The organism is Prochlorococcus marinus str. MIT 0917 (genome assembly GCF_027359575.1).
GTDB classification, from domain to species: Bacteria; Cyanobacteriota; Cyanobacteriia; order PCC-6307; family Cyanobiaceae; genus Prochlorococcus_B; species Prochlorococcus_B marinus_D.
In genome coordinates this window covers 1,216,913-1,238,910 of the sequence record NZ_CP114784.1, presented here as the reverse complement: position 1 = coordinate 1,238,910, position 21,998 = coordinate 1,216,913, and the positions used below count along the sequence as shown (strand labels likewise).

At 36.2% G+C, this 21,998-nt stretch carries 19 protein-coding genes; 7 read left to right on the top strand and 12 right to left on the bottom strand.

Annotated features, from left to right (window positions below):
* Positions 1–5: 5 nt before the first annotated feature.
* The 6 genes from O5637_RS07100 to rpmI form a co-directional block, all read right to left on the bottom strand.
* A complete protein-coding gene (locus O5637_RS07100; protein WP_269603739.1) occupies positions 6–1,199 on the bottom strand; it encodes an NAD-dependent epimerase/dehydratase family protein in 1,194 nt (397 codons plus the stop codon).
* A 55-nt stretch (positions 1,200–1,254) separates the two neighbouring features.
* Complete coding sequence (locus tag O5637_RS07095; RefSeq protein ID WP_269603738.1) at positions 1,255–1,422, bottom strand: high light inducible protein; 168 nt, start codon at positions 1,420–1,422, stop codon at positions 1,255–1,257.
* A 49-nt stretch (positions 1,423–1,471) separates the two neighbouring features.
* A complete protein-coding gene (locus tag O5637_RS07090; protein ID WP_269603736.1) occupies positions 1,472–2,278 on the bottom strand; it encodes a thiazole synthase in 807 nt (268 codons plus the stop codon).
* Positions 2,279–2,306: 28 nt separating this feature from the next.
* A complete protein-coding gene (locus tag O5637_RS07085; protein ID WP_269603734.1) occupies positions 2,307–2,864 on the bottom strand; it encodes a tetratricopeptide repeat protein in 558 nt (185 codons plus the stop codon).
* 149 nt (positions 2,865–3,013) lie between these two features.
* Entirely contained in the window at positions 3,014–3,361 is a 348-nt protein-coding gene (rplT, locus tag O5637_RS07080; RefSeq protein ID WP_269603732.1) for a 50S ribosomal protein L20, read from the bottom strand.
* Between the two features lie 52 nt (positions 3,362–3,413).
* Positions 3,414–3,611: a 50S ribosomal protein L35 gene (gene rpmI / locus O5637_RS07075; RefSeq protein WP_038654742.1), complete on the bottom strand. Its 198-nt coding sequence runs from the start codon at positions 3,609–3,611 to the stop codon at positions 3,414–3,416.
* 93 nt (positions 3,612–3,704) lie between these two features.
* Between rpmI and O5637_RS07070 the strand changes: the two genes are divergently transcribed.
* Both O5637_RS07070 and O5637_RS07065 read left to right on the top strand, forming a co-directional pair.
* Positions 3,705–5,258: a SpoIID/LytB domain-containing protein gene (locus O5637_RS07070; protein WP_269603729.1), complete on the top strand. Its 1,554-nt coding sequence runs from the start codon at positions 3,705–3,707 to the stop codon at positions 5,256–5,258.
* 45 nt (positions 5,259–5,303) lie between these two features.
* Positions 5,304–6,620, top strand: coding sequence for a glycosyltransferase (locus O5637_RS07065; protein ID WP_269603727.1), 1,317 nt, complete (start codon positions 5,304–5,306; stop codon positions 6,618–6,620).
* A 14-nt stretch (positions 6,621–6,634) separates the two neighbouring features.
* On the opposite strand, the gene O5637_RS07060 is transcribed toward O5637_RS07065, so the two are convergent.
* The 4 genes from O5637_RS07060 to tig all read right to left on the bottom strand — a co-directional run bounded on the left by O5637_RS07060 (position 6,635) and on the right by tig (position 12,065).
* Positions 6,635–8,332: a DNA polymerase III subunit gamma/tau gene (locus O5637_RS07060; RefSeq protein WP_269603725.1), complete on the bottom strand. Its 1,698-nt coding sequence runs from the start codon at positions 8,330–8,332 to the stop codon at positions 6,635–6,637.
* Between the two features lie 153 nt (positions 8,333–8,485).
* A complete protein-coding gene (clpX, locus tag O5637_RS07055) occupies positions 8,486–9,841 on the bottom strand; it encodes an ATP-dependent protease ATP-binding subunit ClpX (protein ID WP_269603723.1) in 1,356 nt (451 codons plus the stop codon).
* 105 nt (positions 9,842–9,946) lie between these two features.
* Positions 9,947–10,603: an ATP-dependent Clp endopeptidase proteolytic subunit ClpP gene (gene clpP / locus O5637_RS07050; RefSeq protein WP_269603721.1), complete on the bottom strand. Its 657-nt coding sequence runs from the start codon at positions 10,601–10,603 to the stop codon at positions 9,947–9,949.
* A gap of 43 nt (positions 10,604–10,646) precedes the next feature.
* Positions 10,647–12,065 (bottom strand): trigger factor, encoded by a 1,419-nt coding sequence (gene tig / locus O5637_RS07045; protein ID WP_269603719.1) that lies wholly within the window; start codon positions 12,063–12,065, stop codon positions 10,647–10,649.
* A 153-nt stretch (positions 12,066–12,218) separates the two neighbouring features.
* Between tig and O5637_RS07040 the strand changes: the two genes are divergently transcribed.
* The 3 genes from O5637_RS07040 (at position 12,219) to O5637_RS07030 (ending at position 16,183) form a co-directional block, all read left to right on the top strand.
* On the top strand, positions 12,219–13,253 hold the full coding sequence (locus O5637_RS07040; RefSeq protein WP_269603718.1) for an aspartate-semialdehyde dehydrogenase: 1,035 nt from the start codon (positions 12,219–12,221) through the stop codon (positions 13,251–13,253).
* Positions 13,250–14,158 (top strand): 4-hydroxy-tetrahydrodipicolinate synthase, encoded by a 909-nt coding sequence (gene dapA, locus O5637_RS07035; RefSeq protein ID WP_269603716.1) that lies wholly within the window; start codon positions 13,250–13,252, stop codon positions 14,156–14,158. Before O5637_RS07040 ends, dapA begins: the two co-directional genes overlap by 4 nt.
* 72 nt (positions 14,159–14,230) lie before the next feature.
* The gene (locus tag O5637_RS07030) at positions 14,231–16,183 is read left to right on the top strand and encodes a ribonuclease J (RefSeq protein ID WP_269603715.1); all 1,953 of its coding nucleotides are present in this window, start codon (positions 14,231–14,233) and stop codon (positions 16,181–16,183) included.
* Between the two features lie 20 nt (positions 16,184–16,203).
* On the opposite strand, the gene tilS is transcribed toward O5637_RS07030, so the two are convergent.
* Positions 16,204–17,205, bottom strand: a complete 1,002-nt coding sequence (tilS, locus tag O5637_RS07025; protein ID WP_269606946.1) for a tRNA lysidine(34) synthetase TilS — start codon at positions 17,203–17,205, stop codon at positions 16,204–16,206.
* Between the two features lie 109 nt (positions 17,206–17,314).
* Between tilS and O5637_RS07020 the strand changes: the two genes are divergently transcribed.
* On the top strand, positions 17,315–18,094 hold the full coding sequence (locus O5637_RS07020; protein WP_269603714.1) for a DUF561 domain-containing protein: 780 nt from the start codon (positions 17,315–17,317) through the stop codon (positions 18,092–18,094).
* Between the two features lie 89 nt (positions 18,095–18,183).
* On the top strand, positions 18,184–20,220 hold the full coding sequence (uvrB, locus tag O5637_RS07015) for an excinuclease ABC subunit UvrB (protein WP_269603712.1): 2,037 nt from the start codon (positions 18,184–18,186) through the stop codon (positions 20,218–20,220).
* 7 nt (positions 20,221–20,227) lie between these two features.
* On the opposite strand, the gene O5637_RS07010 is transcribed toward uvrB, so the two are convergent.
* Positions 20,228–21,994, bottom strand: a complete 1,767-nt coding sequence (locus O5637_RS07010; RefSeq protein ID WP_269603710.1) for an aspartate kinase — start codon at positions 21,992–21,994, stop codon at positions 20,228–20,230.
* Positions 21,995–21,998 lie beyond the last annotated feature (4 nt).

Below are 21,998 nucleotides of genomic sequence, written 5' to 3'. Positions count from 1 at the left end.
TAGGTTTAGGATTTTTTGATTGCTTTCGCTTGGGTTGATGTCCATGCAGATACACAAGGTATTCGTTTTAAATCGCACCTATTGGAGAATTTTTTCGCGACATTAACAACTTCTTCTAAAAGTCCATTATCAAGAGTTGTGGGATCTAATCCAAGCTCAATAAAACATCTATTATCAACTATTAAATCATTTTCGACCGCTTCGTTTCTTGGGTTTGGAAGATAATTAATTTTTGCTCCAGTCAGAGAGGCTACTTTTTTTGCTAATTCCCCGACTTGATGACTTTCCGTCATTTGGTTGAAAATTTTCACCCTTTCTCCTTTTTCAGGAGGGTTCTCCAGTGCCAGCTGAACACATTTTACTGAATCTTGAATATGGATAAAAGCTCTTGTTTGCCCACCAGTGCCATGGACTGTTAATGGATATCCAATGGCCGCTTGCATTAAAAATCGATTTAAAACTGTTCCATAATCACCGTCATAGTCAAAACGATTAGTCAGTCTTGGGTCACGGCTTGTGACATCAGTATTTGTTCCCCACACAATTCCTTGATGAAGATCAGTGATTCTGATCTGGTCATTTTTGTTGTAGTAAAGGAATAGCAATTGATCAAGCGTTTTTGTCATGTGATAAACGCTTCCAGGACTGGCTGGATGAAGGATTTCTTCTTCAAAGCGACTGCCATCTGGTTGGGGTACTTCGACTTTTAAGTAACCTTCAGGAATGGTTGCGCCTCTATGGGACCCATAGCCATAAACACCCATTGTCCCAAGGTGAACAATGTGAACATCTAATTGAGATTCAACAATTGCGGCTAGGAGATTATGGGTGCCATTGACATTGTTATCAACTGTATATCTCTTGGTTGCGCTACTTTTCATTGAGTATGGAGCAGCACGCTGTTCAGCAAAATGAATTATTGAATCAGGCTTTTCCTCTATCAAAAGATCTAAAAGCTTTTGATATTCAGAGGCAAGGTCCAAATGAATAAATTGAATAGGTTTTCCACCTATCTCAGACCAAGCTTTAATCCTTTCACCAATACTTGTAATTGGAGTTAAGGATTCAACTTCAAGGTCTATATCGATTTTTCGACGACTGAGATTATCCACGATGAAGACATCATGACCCTTGTCAGCAAGATTTACTGCACAAGGCCATCCGCAGAAGCCGTCACCACCAAGAACGAAAACTTTCATCTAAACTCCAAAAGACAGAGCAAATGCTCATTTTATTCAAGCTACTACAAGGGTTTCACTTGATTGTTAAAGAATATGAGATAAGCCCAATTACAAGGATAACTCCAGCAAGGGTAAAAAGCCAAGAACCTTTGTTGCCACTGCTTTCTTTTGTAAGTATTTCAATTCTTGGTTCGTCTGCAAAAACGTTAAGCCTGCCTTGACTTTCTTTAGTGACTGTCATGTTTTTTTGTTTATTAGCCTATTACGTTACTAATTTTTAACGAATTACTCTAATTATTTGAAATAACTCCATCTACTGGAGAGCTCGGATGGGCAAATGGGTTCTCTTGTAGTCTTCCGGATAAAAAAGCATCTCTACCAGCCTCAGTTGCCTTCGAGAAGGCTTGAGCCATCAAAATTGGGTTTTCAGCTAAAGCAATAGCACTATTTATTAGAACCCCATCAGCACCCATTTCTAATGCTTGAGCTGCTTCACTAGGAACTCCAATACCTGCATCAATAATTACTGGGATTTGAGATTCTTCTATAATTATGGCAATGTTTGCTTCATTTCTTATGCCTTGAGCAGATCCAATGGGGGAACCAAGAGGCATAACAGTTGCACATCCAATTTCTTCAAGTTGTTTCGCAATTAATGGATCAGAATTTATATATGGAAGAACAGTAAATCCTTCTTTAACGAGTTGCTCGGCTGCTTTTAAAGTTCCAATTGGGTCGGGTAATAAATATTTTTTGTCAGGAATAACCTCTAATTTGACAAAATTATTATTTTCTTGACCTGCTAACTTTGCCAATTCTCTTCCAAGTCTTGCGATTCGAATAGCTTCTTCAGCATTTGAGCATCCTGCAGTGTTCGGTAGCATCCATATATTTTTCCAGTCTATTGATTGCATTAATCCTTTATGTCCATGCTCAAGGCCTTGAATTCTTCTAACTGCCACAGTAACTATTTCACATTTTGTATTTACTAGGCTTTTTTGCATTACTTCTAGGGATGAGTATTTACCAGTTCCAACAAGAAGCCGACTTTTGAATTCTTTATTTCCAATTTTGAGAAATTGATTTGTTTTTTGCATAGGTAAAATATGATGAATTAAGAATGATTTAGAAGCCTTTTTTATTCAATAATTGATCTTTATCTTTTCCGATTATACGTTCAAGTCTTTTGATTTGCGAGATCGCAGTTTTGTTATTAGGATCTAGCTTTAAAACCTCTTGATAATTTTTGTAAGCTTCATCTTCTTTGAGTAAACGTTGATAAGCAAACCCAAGATTATTCAGTGCAACTGGATATTCAGATTTTGCTATTAATGCTTTTTTGTAATGAATCACTGCTGATTTAAAGTCATTTTGAGCAGCTAGTGCAAAGCCTAATGCATTTTCTATAAGTGCTTTAGCTTCTTCTGGTTCTCCATCAAGTTTCTTTAAGGCTTGTTTTAAAGTTGAGGTAGCTTGTGGATATAATCTTTTCTTTAATTGAACAGATGCTAATTCATACATTTTAGCTGAATCTTCTTTTGTATTTGAATCTTCTTTCTCTAATTTTATTAGCTTCATTTCATCTTTTCTTACTTTATATAGCTGTCTTCCTACTAAAATAGCAATAATTACTAAAAGCAAACACAGCCCTACTAAATAAGTTTGAGGAAGATTAACTATCATCGTCTAAAACTCAATTACTAATTTGTTGAGTGTATAGTAATTATTTATTATTAGCATATTCTTGATTTTTGGAATTTCTTCTGTATTCTTTTATCTTAATTAATCGTTCATTCATCTCTTTAAATAAGACAAACACTAATTATGCATAATTAATTTTTTGAATTAACTGCAATATTTGTGAATGTTTTAGGATCTGTAACTGCTAATTGAGCCAGCATTTTTCTGTTGATTCTTACGTCTGATTTTTTTAAGCTACCCATTAACTTGCTATAGCTTAATCCATTTAATCTTGCTGCTGCATTGATTCTTGCGATCCATAGTCTTCTGAAATCACGTTTTCTTCTTCTTCTGTCTCTGTAAGCGTTACACAGAGCTTTCATTACTCTTTGATTTGCAGTCCGGAAAAGAGTCCCATTGCCTCCTCTAAATCCTCTGGCTAGACGAAGGATTTTGTTTCTACGTTTTCTAGCAACATTACCTCTTTTAACACGTGCCATAATTAATAATCAGAAATCAATAAATTGAACCAATAAAAGTTCTTAAGGAGTCTTAAGCATAGGGAAGCATAAGGCTTACGTTTTCTGCATCACGTTCGTCTACGACTGCTTTTGTTTTAAGGTGCCTTTTTAATTTAGGGCTCTTATGGTCGAGTAAGTGATTGTGAAATGCACGACGTCTCATGAACTTGCCAGTGCCTGTTGCTTTGAACCGCTTTGCAGCAGCTTTGCGGGTCTTGAGCTTTGGCATTGAAAAAGCATAGTTAGACTATAAGAATACGTCCTGGAGTTCACTTAAGCCAACCTAAAATTATTAAATTCTTGCTGGAAGGAGATTTTTGTTGTGATTAAAAGTTATTTACAAGCTCAAAAGAGTTTTTTTGTTTGGGGTTTGCTGCTCTTGATTGGTGTGCATTATTCAAATGAAGAAAGTATTGCGAATCATCGCAAAGTTAAATTTTTTAAAACTCATCAAGAACCTCCTAAGACGCCTTTCATTAGTACGGAAAAAAATGTTCTGCTTGTTGGCATAAAGCCATACTTAGGAAAGGAAATCATTAATGATCAAAATTCGCCATCTTTGAAGCTTGTAAGTAACGGAAAAAACTTGATTCTGAAAGATGCTGAGGGAATCATTAGAAGGGCTAAAGAAATTAATATTGGTTGGCGAGCAAAACAATTATTAGATCCAAAAGTATTTGTTCGCCACAAAATTGGCCCTTTTGCAAGTTTCGAATCTGCTGAAAGATTGGCAGATGATTTAAAAGATCAAGGTATTGATTCAACTATTGCTCATCCGTTTGATTGGGAGGTTTGGGTGTCAGGCGCCAAAGATATTCCTCCATTCATCAAGTCGACTTATCAAAAAATAAAAGTTTCAAAGACTGTTTTACCTTATTTAGATGGAAATGATGGAAAGATTGCTCTCACAGGTCCTATCTCTTTACATGCCCCCGATGGCCTGCGCTGGGAGAAGGGAATATACTCGGGTCCATTTTCGATCCAGGCAGACGCATATGGCAGTTGGACTTTAGTTGAGCATGTTCCTATTGAAAGGTATTTAAACGGAGTAGTTCCTTACGAAATTGGCGCTAGTTCACCTGAAGCAGCACTTGCAGCTCAGGCCGTATTAGCTAGAACATGGGCTTTGGCTAATAGCCATAGATTCAAAGTTGATGGATACAATCTTTGCAGTGATACCCAATGTCAGGTTTATAAGGATCCATCTAATGCCAATCAAAAAATTAAAACTGCTATAAAAAAAACTGCTGGAAAAATTCTCACTTGGAATAAAAAGCCAATAAACACTGTTTATCACGCTACAAATGGTGGGGTAATGGCCTCGGTCGATGAAGCATGGTCAATCAATGAAGTTCCTTATTTAAAAATGCGTTTGGATGGCCCAAAACAGTGGTCCCGTCGGGTTGATTTACCTCTATCGAATGAAAAATATTTGAAATCTTTTTTATTTTCTAAGTCGGAGGCTTTTGGTTCTGATCATCCACTTTTTAGATGGGAAAGAACAATAGATTCCTCGCAGGTATCTAAACAGCTCAATCAGGCTAAAAAAGTTAGTAGTTCTTTCTATCCACATAAAATTCAGGTTGTAAGGAGAGGAAGTAGTGGGAGAGTCACTTTGTTGAAAATTGACGGAAAGACTGGCTCAGGAATTTTGCTTAAACTTGATGACATTCGACGTGTTCTTAGACAATTACCAAGCACATTATTTGTTGTTAAAGAAATTAAAGAAGGTAAATGGCTTTTTTCTGGTGGAGGTTTTGGCCATGGAGCAGGAATGTCTCAGTCTGGGGCTATAGAGTTAGCAAAAAATGGATGGACTACCAAACAAATTCTTTCTCATTATTATCCGAAAACTAAATATGGATTTTTGCCTTAGTGATGAAAGCCTCTTAGAGTCACTTGTTGATAAAAGGATTACTCCATGGCTTTAGCCAAAATCAGTGGAGAAAACCGACGCATTAAATCAATATTGTTTTTGATTTGTTGCGCTTTGGTAGGAATTTTTCCTCATTTAATTGACCCTAGCAAGAATTTATTACCTTCAATTACTTTGGCTGTCTTACTGGGTGGGTATGGTTTAAGAGTTGTTTTACAAGATCGTAGGGATAATTATCAATTACAAAAAGAGTATTTAATTAAGGATGCAAAATTTATTGAAACGCTTCCCAAAGTAGATGTATTGGTGGCAGCACTTGATGAAGAAAATGTAATAGAGAGACTGGTTTCAAGACTTTTATCAATTGAATACCCAGAGGAGAAGCTTTCTCTATGGATAATTGATGATGGAAGTCAAGATCGAACACCTGATTTATTACAAAAATTGAGTAGAAGTTTCTCAAGAATCAATGTTTTAAGTCGTCCATTGATGAGTGGTGGTGGTAAATCAGGAGCTCTGAATTCTGTATTGAATAAAACTGATGGAGAATGGTTATTTATTCTTGATGCGGACGCACAACTACAGAGCGATGTATTACTTAGAGCAATAGCTCTTGCTTTGCATGGGGGATGGTCTGCTGTGCAGTTAAGAAAATCAGTTGTTAATTGTGAGTTGAATCCAATTGCTTCATATCAAGCAATGGAGATGGCAATGGATGCTGTTATTCAAAGGGGCAGACTCGCTTGTGGTGGTGTTTCGGAGCTCAGAGGTAATGGTCAATTAATTAATAGAAAAGTACTTGAATCTTGTGGAGGCTTTAATGAACAAACTATCACTGACGATTTAGATTTAAGTTTTCGATTTTTATTAACCCGTTCGCCAATAGTAATAATGTGGGATCCACCTATTCAAGAGGAAGCAGTAGAATCATTGTCTGCTTTATTTCGACAAAGGAAAAGATGGGCTGAGGGTGGTTTGCAAAGGTTTTTCGATTACTGGCCCTTATTGATCTCGAAACGCTTATCCAACTTTAAGAAAATAGATTTATCTTGCTTTTTCTTGTTGCAATATGTTTTACCAGTTGTTGCATTTATAGATTTTATTGCATCACTTCTTTTATATGAGAGGCCACTATATTGGCCACTATCTATAGTTGCATTTGGTATTTCTAGTGTAGCTTTTTGGAAAGGATGTTCTCAAAATAGTGAAGGTCCAAGCTTACCATCGCCTAATTTTTTTAATATACTTGGAGCAACAATTTATCTTGCACATTGGTTTGTTGTTATTCCCTTTGTAGTCATCAAAATGTCATTATTTCGTAAGACTTTAATATGGGAAAAAACAGATCATATTGGTTCTTAATGCAGTAATCTTATTTATTCAAGATTTACAATTTTTCCATTAAAGAAGTCTGCGAATTGCTTAGCCTGTTGATCAATAGAATTTGCTTTTAAATTATTTTTTGATTCTATCTTATCCTCTTTAAAATTATTTTGATTTGGCTCTCTTCCAATTTTATATTTATTTTTTTCATCTATTTTCTGGGAAACTTTTTCATCTTTGCTAGAATCAGATAAGTTATCTTTTTGTTGTATTAAAAGAACTTTAGTTGATGATCCTCTCGCTTTATAAAAAGCATCTTCAATCAGATTTTTGCGACTTTGAATCATATTTATCCATTTTTCTGAAATGACTATTTCAGCAGAATCTGAGTTCAGATTTATTAATTTAGCTTGTTGTGAAAGCAGCATTTTTGTTGAAGGAAGCTCTAACATCGCTATGACTTTTTTCCAAATATCATCAAGATTTAAAGTTGGACTGGGTATTTGCTCATATTGAAAAGCTGTCTTTTTAATTAGTTCTTTATCTGTATGAGGGGCTATGCTTTTAGATATTTGATATTTATTGTTAGGCTCAGAATTATCTGTTGTTTTGGGTTTAACAAAGGATGCTTGTATTCTGTTATTTTCTTTTGAATCTTCATTTGAAAGCATTCCAAGCAAATGAATTTCCAACCATAGTTTTGGTTGATTGCTATTTCTGATATAGTTTTCTGACCCTTTTAATTTAGCCTGTAGGTAGAGTAGTTGATCAAGGTTGGTAGAAGTTGCTAATACTTTTAAGCTTTCACTATTCTCAGGAGAAATATTACATAAATCAGTCGGTTCACTTGTAACTTTTGTTACCACTAAGTCTCTTAATATAGATGCTATTCCTTGTAAAATTGCAATTGGTTCTTTCCCTTTATTTATCAGGCAATTGCAAATATTTAGAATAGAATTTGGATCTTTATTTATTAAAGACTTCGCTAATATAATTAATTCCTCTTCTGAGACAGCTCCTATCAAATTAATAATGTTTAATTTAGTTATTGGTGGAGGGAGTAAACTAACTTGATCAAGTAAACTTTCCGCATCTCTTAACCCTCCTTGGGAATGTTTTGCGATTAATTGTATTGCTTCTTTGTTGATTGATATTTCTTCGTTTTTAGCAATACTTAGTAAATGACTTTCTAAATCATGCAGAGCTATTCTTCTGAAATCAAAGCGCATGCATCTACTAAGAATTGTAGGTAAAACGCGTTGAGGATCTGTTGTAGCAAGAATAAATACGACTTGACGGGGGGGTTCTTCTAAGGTTTTTAGAAGTGCATTAAATGCTGCGGTTGAAAGCATATGGCATTCATCTATTACATAAACTTTCCAGCGAGCTTTTGCAGGAGCAAATCTAGATCTTTCTATTAATTCGCGAATATTTTCAACACCTGTATTCGAAGCTGCATCAATTTCAATTACATCCAATGCATTTCCAGAACTAATTCCCTTACAGAGTTCACATTCACCGCAGGGTACGGTTGTAGCTTTTTCACTTTTTGAGCAATTTAAAGATTTTGCGAAAATTCTTGCGCTTGATGTTTTACCTGTTCCTCGAGGTCCAGAAAATATATATGCAGGGGCAATTCGATCACTTATCAATGCCTGTTTTAATGTTGACTTAATTGGGTCTTGTCCAACAAGTTCGTCAAAGCTTGTTGGGCGATATTTATGATGTAATGGCTCATAAGTCGTTATCATTCGCAATTCAAAATATGAAACATTTATTCTTGATTTATTTGATCATATTCAAAATCTAAAATCATTCATCAAATATTTGACTAATTTAATTTTTGCAAATCTTTTATTTTTTTTAATTAACTTCAATAAATGCATCCAAACAGTTCATTTGCTCTAGGCAGATTCTTTCACGATTCTTTTTTCAGTTGATAAAAGAGGAACCACTTTCCCACCTGTGATTTCATCAACCATTTTTTTTGTTACATTGAAATTTTTAATCTTAGTTTGAGATGGAAGGCTATACATCAGATCTAGCATTATTTCTTCGACAATTCCTCGCAAAGCTCTAGCTCCAGTTTTTCTTTTATAAGCTTCTTGGGCAATTGCCTCAACAGCATCTTCGTCAAATGAGAGTTCTACATTATCCATACTTAATAAGGTTCTAAATTGTTTTACTAAGGCATCTCTTGGTTCCGTAAGGATAGACTCAAGTGCTTTGGCATTTAATGGCTCTAAGATTGCACTGACAGGCATTCTTCCAATAAATTCGGGAATTAGCCCATATTTCACGAGATCGTCAGGCTCAAGGTCATTAATTAAATCTGCGCCAATACGATCTCGACTGGATTTAGCTCTTGTCCTATTTTCATTTGGTATGAAACCAATTGAATTTTTCCCAAGTCTTTTTTGCACTACATTGTCTAAGCCAACAAATGCTCCGCCACATATAAAGAGAATTTGGCTTGTATCAATTTGAATAGAGTCACCATAAGGATGCTTTCTCCCTCCTTGTGGAGGCACGTTGGCAACAGTACCCTCGAGCATTTTTAGAAGTGCTTGCTGCACTCCTTCTCCAGAAACATCTCTAGTAATGGATGGGTTCTCACTTTTCCTAGCAATTTTGTCAATTTCATCTATATAAATAATTCCTCTTTGTGCTACATCCACATCCATATCTGCTTTCTGCAGCAGGCGTAAGAGAATATTTTCTACATCCTCCCCAACATATCCAGCTTCAGTAAGAGTTGTTGCATCAGCGACAGCAAATGGAACATCAAGCATTTCAGCTAGTGTTTGTGCAAGTAATGTCTTTCCGCATCCAGTTGGGCCAATTAATAAAATATTAGATTTTTGTAATTTTGTTGCTGTTAAATCAGTCTCTCCAGACCCATCACCCAGCCATGCAAGTCTCTTGTAGTGGTTATAGACAGCTACTGATAAGATTTTTTTTGCAGGTTCTTGCCCTACCACTTGATCATCTAAAAACTTTTTAATCTCAATGGGCTTGGGTATGGAAGCAAGTGTTGGAGCAGGTTTAGCTGTTGTTGTTGCAGCTTTAGTTTTATGGCTTTGCTCATTTCCACTTCTTTGATGAGTTGGATTATCAATAAGTTCTTCATCCAAAATTTCGTTGCATAAGTCGATACATTCATCGCATATGTAAACTCCTGGACCAGCAATGAGTTTCCTCACCTGATCTTGGGCCTTGCCACAAAAGGAGCATTTAAGATGGGCCTCAAATTTTGCCATCGAGCTCTAAAAAAATACAGGTTAGATAGACCGATAATTAATTTTATCCAGTCTCAATTAATAGGATCATTTAGGATTGATGTCTTGTCAGCTTTCCTTAATGATTCATATGGAGTTGAGATTGGAAACCACTTTGTCGATCAGGCCATATTCAACCGCTTCTTGAGGAGAAAGAAAGTGGTCTCGATCAGTGTCTTCTGAAATCTTTTCAATATTTTGTCCTGTGTGCTCTGCTAAAAGTGAATTAAGGGTCTCTTTTAAATAGAGAATTTCTTTGGCTTGGATTTCAATCTCCACTGCTTGACCTTGAGCTCCACCAAGAGGTTGATGAATCATTATTCTAGAATTGGGCAATGCAAGTCTTTTACCTTTTGCTCCTCCAGAGAGAAGAAAAGCTCCCATGCTGGCTGCAAGACCGTAGCAAATTGTTATGACATCCGGACTGACTTGCTGCATGGTGTCATAGATGGCTAGTCCTGAAGTGACTGATCCTCCTGGAGAGTTGATATACAACTGAATATCTTTTTCGGGATCATCAGCCTCTAAAAAAAGCATTTGAGCAACCAATGCATCAGCAACTTGATCATTTACATCAGTTCCTAGAAAAATGATTCTTTCACGAAGTAATCGAGAGTAAATATCAAATGCCCGATCCCCTTGACCTGATTGTTCAATTACCGTTGGTAGAACCGCCGGTCCTGAAAAGAGGAAGGAGTTATTCCACAAATTACTAATGGGGTGAGTTTGTCTTGCTTCAATCAACTTAAACTGTAGATAACTAGTACTTTTAATCTATGCGTAGAAACTAGGATTTGGGTGTTTTAGAACTTTTCTTTTCTTTATTTGTTTTTGTTGTTGTCTTTTTAGAACTTTTCTCTTTGCTTTGATCCTTGTTTTTTTCTGGGTCTTTTTCTAAAACAGTATTATTCTCTTCAAGCCAAACAAATAATTTTTCTTGCAACAAATCATCAGTAATAGCTTCTTTGAGACGACTTTCATCAATATTTTTTTCGTTTGAAAGCTTGATTTCCTCTTCTATAGATTTCAGTTTTGAATTGATTTCTTTTTGTGAAACTTCGATTTTCTCAGACTTAGCCAAAGCATTTAAAGCTAGTTTTTGACGCAGCTTTTTCTCTGCTTCTCCTTTTGAGGACTCCATTAGAGATTTTACAAGCTCTGGAGTAAACATTGATTTGACATCAATTCCCTGCTGAGCAAAATTTTGAGCTGTTTGTTCAACAATTACTCGTACTTCTTGTTCAATAAGAGTTTTGGGCAGCTCAACTTCAAGCTCTTTGACCAAGGCTTCAAGCAGTGAGTCCTGACGATTCTTTGCTTGTTTTCTTTCAGTATCTTCTTTTAGCCTCTTTTCAAGATCTGCTCGTAAGTCATTCATATTTTCTTTATCACTTGCTTGCTTCGCAAACTCGTCATTTAGCTCTGGTAACTCTTTGATTTTTAAATCTTCTAGACTGACTTTGAATTCAGCTTTTCTTCCTTTGGCATCTTCTTGATGATAATCCTTGGGAAATTGGCATTTTAATGTTTTTTTATCATTGATATTCATTCCAATCACACCCTCAATGAACCCAGGAATCATCCTGCCTTCTTCAAGTTCTATTTCTATTGAATCACCGCTTCCTCCTTTAATTTCGCTTCCATCATCTGAGAAACTTCCTTTAAAGCTTAACAGCGCAATATCGCCTTTTTTTGCGGCACGATCATTAACTGGGACCTTAGTTGCAAGTTGAGCTCTGGATTGCTCAATTAGTTCATCTACTTTTTTTGGATCAAAGATTAAATTCTCTACTTCAGCAGTTAGACCCGAAGATTTCTTTAAAGTTGGAATAGGAGCTATGTCAGTTTCAAGTTTTAATGTAAGCAATTTTTCAGGGTTAAAATTTTCTAAAATAGTTTCAAATCCATCTTCTAGTTCAGGCTCACATAAAGGTTCAATTCCCTCTTGATCTAAAGTTTCTGTCCATATTTTTTGCAATAGTGATTCTAATGCAGAGGCTTGTATCCTTTTGACCCCAAGTTGTTGAATAACTACTGCTTTTGGAACTTTACCTTTGCGAAAACCAGGAATTGAAATAGATCTGCTTAGTTTACTTAAAGCTTCGTCATAACTCTTTTTGCATCGATCTGCAGGAACTTCAACCGCTACAGCAATCCTGCTATTGGGTTTCGAACTGGTTGTTACTTTTAATTTTGCAGCACTCATTGAAACGGAATTCTCAAATTTGGTTAGCGTAAGAAAGCGTTAATTCACTTCCAAAGCTATTGTGGCCTAAAAAGTATCGAAAAATTTGTTATTTGTTGATTTTTCCAATAAGAAAAATTTTTTTGTTAAGCCTTTTTATTCTCTTTATTAAGTTTGAACCCACAGATTCTTCTTCCAAATAGACCTCTTACAGTTGCGATACTTGGTTCAAGTGGAGCTGTAGGTAAGGAATTATTGAGTTTGCTTGAAGAGAGATCTTTTCCTATAAAAAAATTAATTTTACTTGCTTCTCATCGTTCAGCAGGGGAGATGCAAAGTTTTTGTGGAACAGATTTAAAAGTGGAAGAGACAACTGAAGATAGTTTTGAAAATGTAGATTTAATTTTGGCTTCAGCTGGTAGTTCAATATCTCGAAAGTGGAAAGATAGAATCAAAAGCTCTGGAGCTTTGATGATTGACAACTCCAGTGCATTTAGAATGGACGATAATGTTCCTTTGGTTGTTCCCGAAGTCAATCCTGCTGATGTGAGTAAACACAAAGGTTTAATTTCTAATCCGAATTGCACGACAATTTTATTAGCGTTGGTTCTATCTCCATTGACTAGGAATATTCCTATTAAACGGGTAGTTGTATCAACCTATCAATCAGCTAGTGGTGCAGGTGCAATGGCAATGGAAGAACTAGGAAAATTAAGTCAAGAAGTTTTAAATGGAATAACTCCAGAAAGTAAAGTTCTTCCTTATTCCTTAGCATTTAATCTTTTTTTGCATAATTCACCTTTGCAATCGAATAATTATTGCGAGGAAGAGATGAAAATGGTTAATGAAACCAGAAAGATTCTTGGAGATCCCGAGCTTTCTTTGACCGCAACATGTGTAAGAGTTCCAGTTTTTAGAGCGCATTCCGAAGCGGTCAATATTGAATTTACAAAGCCTTTTTCAGTAAAAGAAGCTTATGAGATTTTGGAATCTGCACCAGGAGTTGAGATCCTTGAGGATTTGGAAAACAATCGTTTTCCGATGCCACAAGATGTAACCGGAAGAGACCCAATATCTGTTGGCCGTATAAGGCAGGATATAAGTAACCCCAATGCTTTGGAACTATGGTTGTGTGGAGATCAAATACGTAAGGGAGCCGCACTTAATGCAGTACAGATTGCTGAACTTTTATTGCCAAAAAACTCATGATTAAGTCAGCATTATTATCACCAGCCCCTTTCGGAAGGATGTTAACCGCAATGGTGACTCCATTTGATGAAGATGGGAAAGTTGATTATGGTCTTGCGGCTGATTTGGCAAATTATTTAGTAGATCAAGGTTCAGATGGAATCGTTGTATGTGGAACTACGGGGGAATCACCAACTTTAACTTGGCAAGAACAGCAAAAGATGCTGGAAACAGTAAGAAATTCCCTAGGATCTAGGGCTAAAGTTTTAGCTGGAACAGGAAGTAATTCGACTGCTGAGGCGATTGAGGCTACAAAGGAAGCAGCTAATTCAGGCGCTGATGGTGCGTTAGTTGTTGTTCCCTATTACAACAAGCCACCGCAAGAAGGATTAGAAATTCATTTTCGCGCTATTGCAAAAGCAGCCCCAAAGTTACCTTTGATGCTCTACAACATTCCTGGGCGGACAGGGTGTTCAATATCGCCTAGTATTGTAAGTAAGCTTATGGATTGCAGTAATGTAGTCAGTTTTAAAGCGGCAAGCGGAACTACCGAGGAAGTGACTCAATTAAGAAACTATTGTGGATCAGATCTAGCTGTGTATAGCGGTGATGATGCTTTGGTTTTGCCAATGCTTTCAGTAGGTGCAGTAGGCGTTGTTAGTGTCGCAAGTCATTTAGTTGGTCCTAATTTGAAGAAAATCATAGATAGTTTTTTAGAAGGTAAATATGCTGATGCACTTTATTTGCACGAGATTTTACAACCTCTTTTTAAATCCCTTTTTGCAACCACAAATCCCATTCCTGTGAAAGCGGCACTTCAACTAATCGGTTGGTCTGTTGGACCTCCTCGAAGTCCTTTAGTCTCTTTAAACAGCGAAATGAAAGCAGAACTCGTGAAGATACTCTCTTCTATGAGATTGATTTGATCGATTCAAGCGTTTCCGTTTGGATCAGACTTTCATTTGGGTAACAACCAAGTTTTTTGCATAAATTTTTCCATGACATCAAGTTCAATGAATTCTCAAGGTTCAAAAAATAATCAATCGAAATCTCCTTGCTTGAGGATTATTCCCTTAGGCGGCCTCGGAGAAATTGGAAAAAATACCTGCGTCTTTGAATATGGTGATGACATCATGATTCTTGATGCTGGTCTGGCTTTCCCAACAGACGGGATGCATGGAGTAAATGTTGTCATGCCAGACACTACTTATTTACGTGAAAATCAAAGTCGAATAAGGGGTTTGGTCGTAACTCATGGACATGAAGATCATATTGGTGGCATTTCTCATCATTTAAAGAACTTTAATATTCCCATTGTGTATGGTCCGCCACTGGCTATGTCTATGCTTAGGGGGAAAATGGAGGAAGCAGGAGTTGCTGATCGGACAACAATACAAGTATGTGGACCAAGAGAAGTTATCAAAGTTGGACAACATTTTTCAGTTGAATTTGTAAGAAATACACATTCAATTTCTGATAGTTACTCTTTCGCAGTAACAACTCCTGTAGGAGTAGTATTTTTTACTGGTGATTTTAAGTTTGACCATACTCCGCCTGATGGTCAGCCTTCAGACTTAGCCAGAATGGCTCACTATGGAGATAAAGGTGTTCTTTGCCTTCTATCTGATTCAACGAACTCTGAAGTCACAGGATTCACCCCTTCTGAATATTCTGTTTTTCCAAATTTAGATAGATACATTGCGACTGCAGAGGGCAGAGTTATGGTTACTACATTTGCCAGTTCAACTCATCGCGTAGCGATGCTTTTAGAGTTAGCGATGAAAAATGGTAGAAAAGTTGGCTTGCTAGGACGTTCAATGCTCAATGTGGTCGGGAAAGCAAGAGAGCTGGGATATATGCGTTTCCCTGATGATTTGTTTTTCCCAATTAAACAGATTAGAGATTTGCCTGACAGAGAGACTTTTTTATTGATGACAGGTAGTCAAGGAGAATCAATGGCTGCTTTGAGTCGTATCGCTAGAGGTGAGCATCAACATGTTCAGTTGAAAACAAGTGACACTGTCATTTTTTCTGCTAGTCCTATTCCTGGAAATACTATTTCTGTAATGCATACGATTGATAAATTAATAAAATTGGGTGCAAAAGTTATTTATGGCAAAGACAAAGGTATTCATGTTTCAGGCCATGGATGCCAAGAAGACCAAAAATGGATGCTTGGATTAACTAGACCTAAATACTTTATTCCTGTTCATGGGGAGTACCGAATGCAAGTTCTACATGGAAAAACTGCTGTATCGATGGGGGTTCATCCAGAGAATGTTTTGGTTATGGAAAATGGTGACGTTGCTGAATTAAGACCAGATTCTCTTGTGCAAGGGTCACCAGTTAAATCAGGAGTTGAATTATTAGATTCCTCTAGGACAGGGGTTGTAGATACTCGAGTCTTAAAAGAACGTCAGCAACTTGCTGATGATGGAGTTATTACTGTGCTTGCTCCAATTAGTACTGATGGCGTAATGGTTGCACCTCCAAGGGTCAATCTTCGTGGTGTTATAACAAATGTTGATGCTAAAACAATGCTCAATTGGACTGAAAGAGAGATTAATTGGGTCTTGGAAAATCGATGGAAACAGCTTGTTATGAAGACAGGAGCTAAGTCAGTTGAGGTCGATTGGATTGGATTGCAAAGAGAGGTTGAATCAGGCTTATCTCGTCGATTAAGAAGGGAGGTTCAAGCTGAACCATTAATCCTTTGTCTTGTTCAACCTGCTCCTGGTGGGACTCGTGCATATAAACCTCAACTTGATCAACAGCTAGAATCAAGACAAGTAGTTAAGAAAAATGCTGATAAAGGGCCAAATAAGGCAAACAATTCACCCGTAACAAATAAAGAGCCAAGTGCACCAGTGGAACAAAAAACAACTAGCGAAAGGAATTCAGGTGAAATGCCATCTGGAAGAACAAGACGACGCAGATCTGCGATTAGTTAGTAACTGAATATTTGTGTCTTTTAATTTGTTTTGTTTGATATATATATAGTTTTTTTATCCCATCTTATGAGGAATTCTCCATGAAGATGGATGGTTCCAGGTGGTTTTCTTTGAGATATTTTGGTATTTATTTCTTCGATTTGTAAAGCAGTTACACTTCTTACGCCTAATTGTTTTAACCAATTAGAAATAATTATTTTTCTAATAGAGTTTGTTAAACTTAATAGTTTTATTTTTGATAGAGAATTGATTTTTTCTCCTTGGCAAGATTCTATTGCCAGTTTTGCAAATAATTTTTGGTCTTCGTTATAACTTTCAAGTCTATTAGCAACAGAAGCTATTCTAGAGTCTGCTCCATTATAGATTGAATTTAGAATTGGTAAAATTTCTTTTCTTATTTTATTTCTTGTCAAATTAATATTTTCATTTGAAGGATCAATCCAAATTGGCAAATCAAAATCTTTACAAATTTGAAGAGTCTCTTGTCTATTAAAGATCAGGAGAGGTCTTGCCAAGTCTAAATAATTCTCTATAGTTCTTTGCTCTTTAAGAGTAGTAAGTCCAACCAGATCAGTTCCTCTCGCTAAGTTCATTATTACTGTTTCTGCTCGATCAGTAGCTGTATGAGCAGTTAATATTCTGGTAAACGGAGAATGTATATTCTTTGATGATAAAAACTTGGCTTTTATTATTAGATTTCTATATCTCCAATCTCTTGCCTTTTCTTCATTAGGTACTTCTTTTTTATCTGCTTTATTAGAGTGAAATGATATTTGCCTATTTAGGCACCAAAGTTTTAACTCTTCTTCTATTTCCCCGGATTTAGCATGCCATTGGTGATCTCCATGCCAGATTTCTATTTGCCATTTATATAGTCTTTTTAGATCAATAATTAATTTAAGAAGAGCCATCGAATCTTGGCCACCAGATATGGCTAAAAGAAGTGTGGAGTTAATGGGAAGCAGAGATTTATTTTGTTTCAGCCTTTTGTGTAAACGCGTATGCCATTTACTCCAAGACATGTCATTTTTAGAAGAATGTGACATTTGCTTTGGTTTCAGAGTTCTATTCGCATTTTTTTAGTTCTTTTGCTGAGTCAGTGTCACAATCAGGTTAATAGTTGATATTTTTATGACACGTTTACAGACATTGCCAGTTTCACTTCAAAAGAGTATTCAAAATAGATCTTTATTGAAAGTAATTTCTGGTTTAAGTAACTTTAATCAAGAATCAGTATTTCTAATTGCGAAAGCAGCAGGTCATGGGGGAGCCGACTTGTTGGACATTGCTTGTGAACCAAAATTAGTAGAGCTAGCTGTAGAGGCCTCTAGTATTCCTGTGTGTGTCAGTTCGGTGGAACCAATACTTTTCCCTGAAGCTGTGAAAGCAGGAGCATCAATGATTGAGATTGGGAATTTTGATTCTTTTTATCCAGATGGGCGTTTTTTCTCGGCTGATGAGGTGCTTTCATTAGCTGCTGAATCTCGACGTCTTTTACCTGAAGTGTTTTTGTCAGTGACAGTTCCGCATGTGTTGCCTTTAGATAGGCAAGCTCAATTAGCGTTAGACCTTGTCGATAGAGGGGTCGACTTAATTCAGACAGAAGGAGGCACAAGTTCTAAACCCATGAGCCCTGGGACTTTAGGTTTAATAGAAAAAGCATCACCTACTTTGGCTGCGACTTTCGTTATCGCATCTGCTTTAAAGGAGAGTAATTATGATGTGCCTGTGATATGTGCTTCTGGACTCTCTGAAGTCACTGTCCCCATGGCTTTATCAACGGGAGCTAATGGGGTTGGTATTGGTTCAGCAGTCAATAAATTAAATACTGAATTAGCTATGATTGCGACCGTCAATGGTCTTAGACAGGCTATAGATACCTTTAAATTTGTTACCACGGTTAATCTATGAATTTTATAAGGTAATTAAAATCTTTTTTTGATTACAATCTGAAGAATATGAAATTAATAAATTTGTTTGTTTTTTAATTAAATAAAAATATGCCTGAATATAAACTTAAAGCTCCTTACGTTCCGAAAGGTGACCAACCATCAGCTATTAAAGGGCTTGTTGGAGGTGTAAATGGCGGAGAAAAGTTTCAAACTTTATTAGGTGCAACTGGAACAGGAAAGACTTTTACTATAGCTAATTTGATAGCGCAAACTGGTAGACCTGCATTGGTTTTGGCTCATAACAAAACACTTGCAGCTCAATTATGTAATGAATTAAGGGAGTTTTTTCCTGATAATGCCGTTGAATATTTCATCTCTTATTATGATTATTATCAACCAGAAGCTTATGTTCCAGTAAGTGATACTTATATAGCAAAGACTTCATCAATTAATGAAGAAATAGATATGTTACGCCACTCTGCTACTAGATCTTTATTCGAACGAGATGATGTCATAGTTGTTGCGTCAATTAGTTGTATATATGGTTTGGGAATCCCAAGTGAATATTTAAAGGCTTCTGTAAAGTTTAAAGTTGGTCAAAGTATTGATTTAAGATCTTGTCTGAGATCATTAGTCTCTAATCAATATACACGTAATGATATCGAAATTAGTAGAGGTAGATTTAGAGTTAGAGGAGATGTATTAGAAATAGGCCCAGCATATGATGACAGACTTGTAAGACTTGAATTATTTGGAGATGAAATTGAAAGTATTAGCTATGTCGATCCTACTACTGGAGAAATATTAAATAAAATAGACTCAATTAACATATATCCAGCAAAACATTTTGTTACACCTAAAGATCGCCTAGAATCTGCAATTAAAGCAATAAGAAAAGAGTTAAAAGACAGATTAGAATTTCTTAATCAAGAGGGTAAATTACTTGAGGCTCAAAGGTTAGAACAACGAACAATTTATGATTTAGAAATGTTAAAAGAAGTTGGATACTGTAATGGAGTTGAAAATTATGCTCGTCATCTCTCCGGAAGAGAACCTGGCTCAGCGCCAGAATGCCTAATTGATTATTTTCCTAAAGACTGGTTATTACTTATCGATGAAAGTCATGTTACTTGTCCTCAATTAAGAGCTATGTACAATGGTGATCAAGCTAGAAAAAAAGTGCTAATAGATCATGGCTTTAGACTACCAAGTGCAGCTGATAATCGTCCTTTAAAGGATACAGAATTTTGGAATAAAGCAAAACAAACTGTTTTTATAAGTGCTACTCCTGGTGATTGGGAATTGTCCCAATCACCAGGAAATATAGTTGAGCAAGTTATAAGACCTACAGGGGTCCTAGACCCGTTAGTTGAAGTTCGTCCTACAGATGGTCAAGTTGACGATTTACTTTTCGAAATTAGAAAAAGAGCATCTAAAAAACAAAGAATACTTGTCACAACTCTCACTAAAAGAATGGCTGAAGATCTTACAGATTATTTATCTGAAAATAAAATAAGAGTTCGCTATTTACATTCAGAGATTCATTCAATCGAGCGAATTGAAATTATTCAAGATTTACGACTGGGAGAATATGATGTTTTAGTCGGAGTTAATCTTCTGAGAGAAGGTTTAGATTTACCTGAAGTCTCGCTTGTAGTAATACTAGATGCAGATAAAGAAGGATTTTTAAGAGCACAAAGATCTTTAATACAAACAATTGGTCGAGCAGCAAGACATGTTGAAGGTTTAGCTTTGTTATATGCGGATAAAATGACCGACTCTATGGCAAAGGCTATTAGTGAGACTGAAAGACGTCGTGAAATTCAAAATACTTATAACATTGAGAACGGCATTACTCCTAAGCCAGCAGGTAAGAAAGCAAGTAATTCAATTCTTTCTTTCTTAGAGCTTTCCAGAAGATTAAATCAAGATGGAACCACCGATGATTTTGTTGATATTGCTGATAAGTTGATAGATCATAGTTCTAAGGAATCTGATAACGGCATGTCTTTAGAATCTTTGCCTGAATTAATTGAAAAATTGGAATCAAAAATGAAAATAACAGCTAAAGAGCTAGATTTTGAAAAAGCTGCAATTCTAAGAGATCGTATAAAAAAATTAAGGCACAGGTTAGTTGGTAAATGAGATATTGTTAGCTTTCATTCTTTCCTAATTTAAAACAAGAATGAATTTCATTTAATGCTTTTTCACCATATTTTTCTGAGATAATACAAGTTGTTCTTATTTCACTAGTAGCGATCATTTCGATATTAATTTTTTGATTTGCTAGTGCTCTAAATATTTTACCTGCTGTTCCTTTTGTAAAAGGCATTCCAGATCCTACTGCACTAATTCGAACAATGGATACTCCTTCTTCGAGTGTTGATCCTTTCCAGTGTGAAATCAATTCTTGTAATGCATATTTGGCAAGACTTCTATCATTTTTTTTTAAAGTGAAACTAATATCTTTTGTTTTATACTTTTGCTTTCTTTCTGACTGAACTATTGTGTCTAAACTGATGTTTTTCTCAGCCAATGTGGAACATATAGTGGAAGCAGTACCTGGTTTATCTGGAACATTTTTTACGCAAATTTGGATTTGATCTTTATCTAAAGCTATGCCTCTTACTTCTGGCTCGTTGTTGTTTTCAACAGAAGGATTGAGAGAAATTTGTTGATCAGTGAGCTTGAAAACTTCTCCTACATTACGTAATGCTTTTTTCCCTAGTTGTGCATCAATAACACAACTTACTTTGACTTCACTAGTTGCTATAAGTCTGATATTAATACCAGAATCAGATAGAGTTTGAAATAGAGATGATGCTATTCCAGGTCTCCCCATTATCCCAGCTCCATAAATACTTAGTTTGCTCAGACCCTTTTGGGAAGATATTTCACCTCCAAGAGTATTAATAAGTTTTTCACATTGATTTAGTGCATTATTTAGTTCAGTTTCTGTAACACTAAAAGTAATATCGTTAGAGTTTATTTGGTGTGTTGCTTGAATAATTAGATCGACATTGACTCCACCTTTTGATAAGGATTCAAAAAGCTCAGCAGCAATTCCAGGCCTATCTGGAATATTAGATAAAGCTACGATTGCTTGATTTTCAACAAGTTCTAACCCATCGACAGGACTGCGATGTTCTATCCCACCTTTAGAAAAAATATGATTCTTTTTACTAGTTAAAGTGGTTCCATCAAGGTTGTCCCAACTTGACCTAACTACTAGATTTACGCCGAAATTTCTTGCTATTTCAACTGCTCGAGGATGCAAAACAGCAGCTCCAAGGCTAGCCAGTTCTAACATTTCATCACAACTAATACTTTTCATTAATTTTGCATTTTTCACTATTCTTGGATCAGTTGTTAAAACACCAGGAACATCGGTATATATTTCACATTTATCAGCCTCAAGAGATGCTGCTAAAGCGACTGCAGAAGTATCTGATCCTCCTCTTCCTAAAGTTGTGATTTCAGCAATTCCTCCTATGCCAAGACTGGTTCCTTGGAATCCAGCAATAACTATGGTTTTTCCTTGTCCTAAGAGATTGTTTATTCGTTCTGTCCTGATCTCGAGTATCCTTGCTCGTCCATGAGCTGATTCTGTGATAATTCCAGCTTGAGTCCCAGTTAAGGATATTGCTGGCGTGCCCAATTCGTTCAGGGCCATCGTTAATAATGATATAGAAACTTGTTCCCCAGTTGATAGGAGCATATCCATTTCTCTATTGGGAGGATCAAGAGTTATTTCTGACGCTAGATGTGTTAACTCATCAGTTTGATGTCCCATTGCAGAAACAACAATAACCAGATCATTACCTTTTTCTTTACTGGATTTGATTTTTTGCGCGACAGCTTTTATTCGCTCAATGCTTCCTAGAGAGGTGCCGCCAAATTTTTGAACCAGCAATGTCATTGAA

What these genes read in the sequence shown, in the direction of transcription:
- O5637_RS07100 (WP_269603739.1), bottom strand. Translation starts at nt 1,199, where the DNA reads ATGAAAGTTTTCGTTCTTGGTGGTGACGGCTTCTGCGGATGGCCTTGT.
- O5637_RS07095 (WP_269603738.1), bottom strand. Translation starts at nt 1,422, where the DNA reads ATGACAGTCACTAAAGAAAGTCAAGGCAGGCTTAACGTTTTTGCAGAC.
- O5637_RS07090 (WP_269603736.1), bottom strand. Translation starts at nt 2,278, where the DNA reads ATGCAAAAAACAAATCAATTTCTCAAAATTGGAAATAAAGAATTCAAA.
- O5637_RS07085 (WP_269603734.1), bottom strand. Translation starts at nt 2,864, where the DNA reads ATGATAGTTAATCTTCCTCAAACTTATTTAGTAGGGCTGTGTTTGCTT.
- rplT (WP_269603732.1), bottom strand. Translation starts at nt 3,361, where the DNA reads ATGGCACGTGTTAAAAGAGGTAATGTTGCTAGAAAACGTAGAAACAAA.
- rpmI (WP_038654742.1), bottom strand. Translation starts at nt 3,611, where the DNA reads ATGCCAAAGCTCAAGACCCGCAAAGCTGCTGCAAAGCGGTTCAAAGCA.
- O5637_RS07065 (WP_269603727.1), top strand. Translation starts at nt 5,304, where the DNA reads ATGGCTTTAGCCAAAATCAGTGGAGAAAACCGACGCATTAAATCAATA.
- O5637_RS07060 (WP_269603725.1), bottom strand. Translation starts at nt 8,332, where the DNA reads ATGATAACGACTTATGAGCCATTACATCATAAATATCGCCCAACAAGC.
- clpX (WP_269603723.1), bottom strand. Translation starts at nt 9,841, where the DNA reads ATGGCAAAATTTGAGGCCCATCTTAAATGCTCCTTTTGTGGCAAGGCC.
- tig (WP_269603719.1), bottom strand. Translation starts at nt 12,065, where the DNA reads ATGAGTGCTGCAAAATTAAAAGTAACAACCAGTTCGAAACCCAATAGC.
- dapA (WP_269603716.1), top strand. Translation starts at nt 13,250, where the DNA reads ATGATTAAGTCAGCATTATTATCACCAGCCCCTTTCGGAAGGATGTTA.
- O5637_RS07030 (WP_269603715.1), top strand. Translation starts at nt 14,231, where the DNA reads ATGACATCAAGTTCAATGAATTCTCAAGGTTCAAAAAATAATCAATCG.
- tilS (WP_269606946.1), bottom strand. Translation starts at nt 17,205, where the DNA reads ATGTCTTGGAGTAAATGGCATACGCGTTTACACAAAAGGCTGAAACAA.
- O5637_RS07020 (WP_269603714.1), top strand. Translation starts at nt 17,315, where the DNA reads ATGACACGTTTACAGACATTGCCAGTTTCACTTCAAAAGAGTATTCAA.
- uvrB (WP_269603712.1), top strand. Translation starts at nt 18,184, where the DNA reads ATGCCTGAATATAAACTTAAAGCTCCTTACGTTCCGAAAGGTGACCAA.
- O5637_RS07010 (WP_269603710.1), bottom strand. Translation starts at nt 21,994, where the DNA reads ATGACATTGCTGGTTCAAAAATTTGGCGGCACCTCTCTAGGAAGCATT.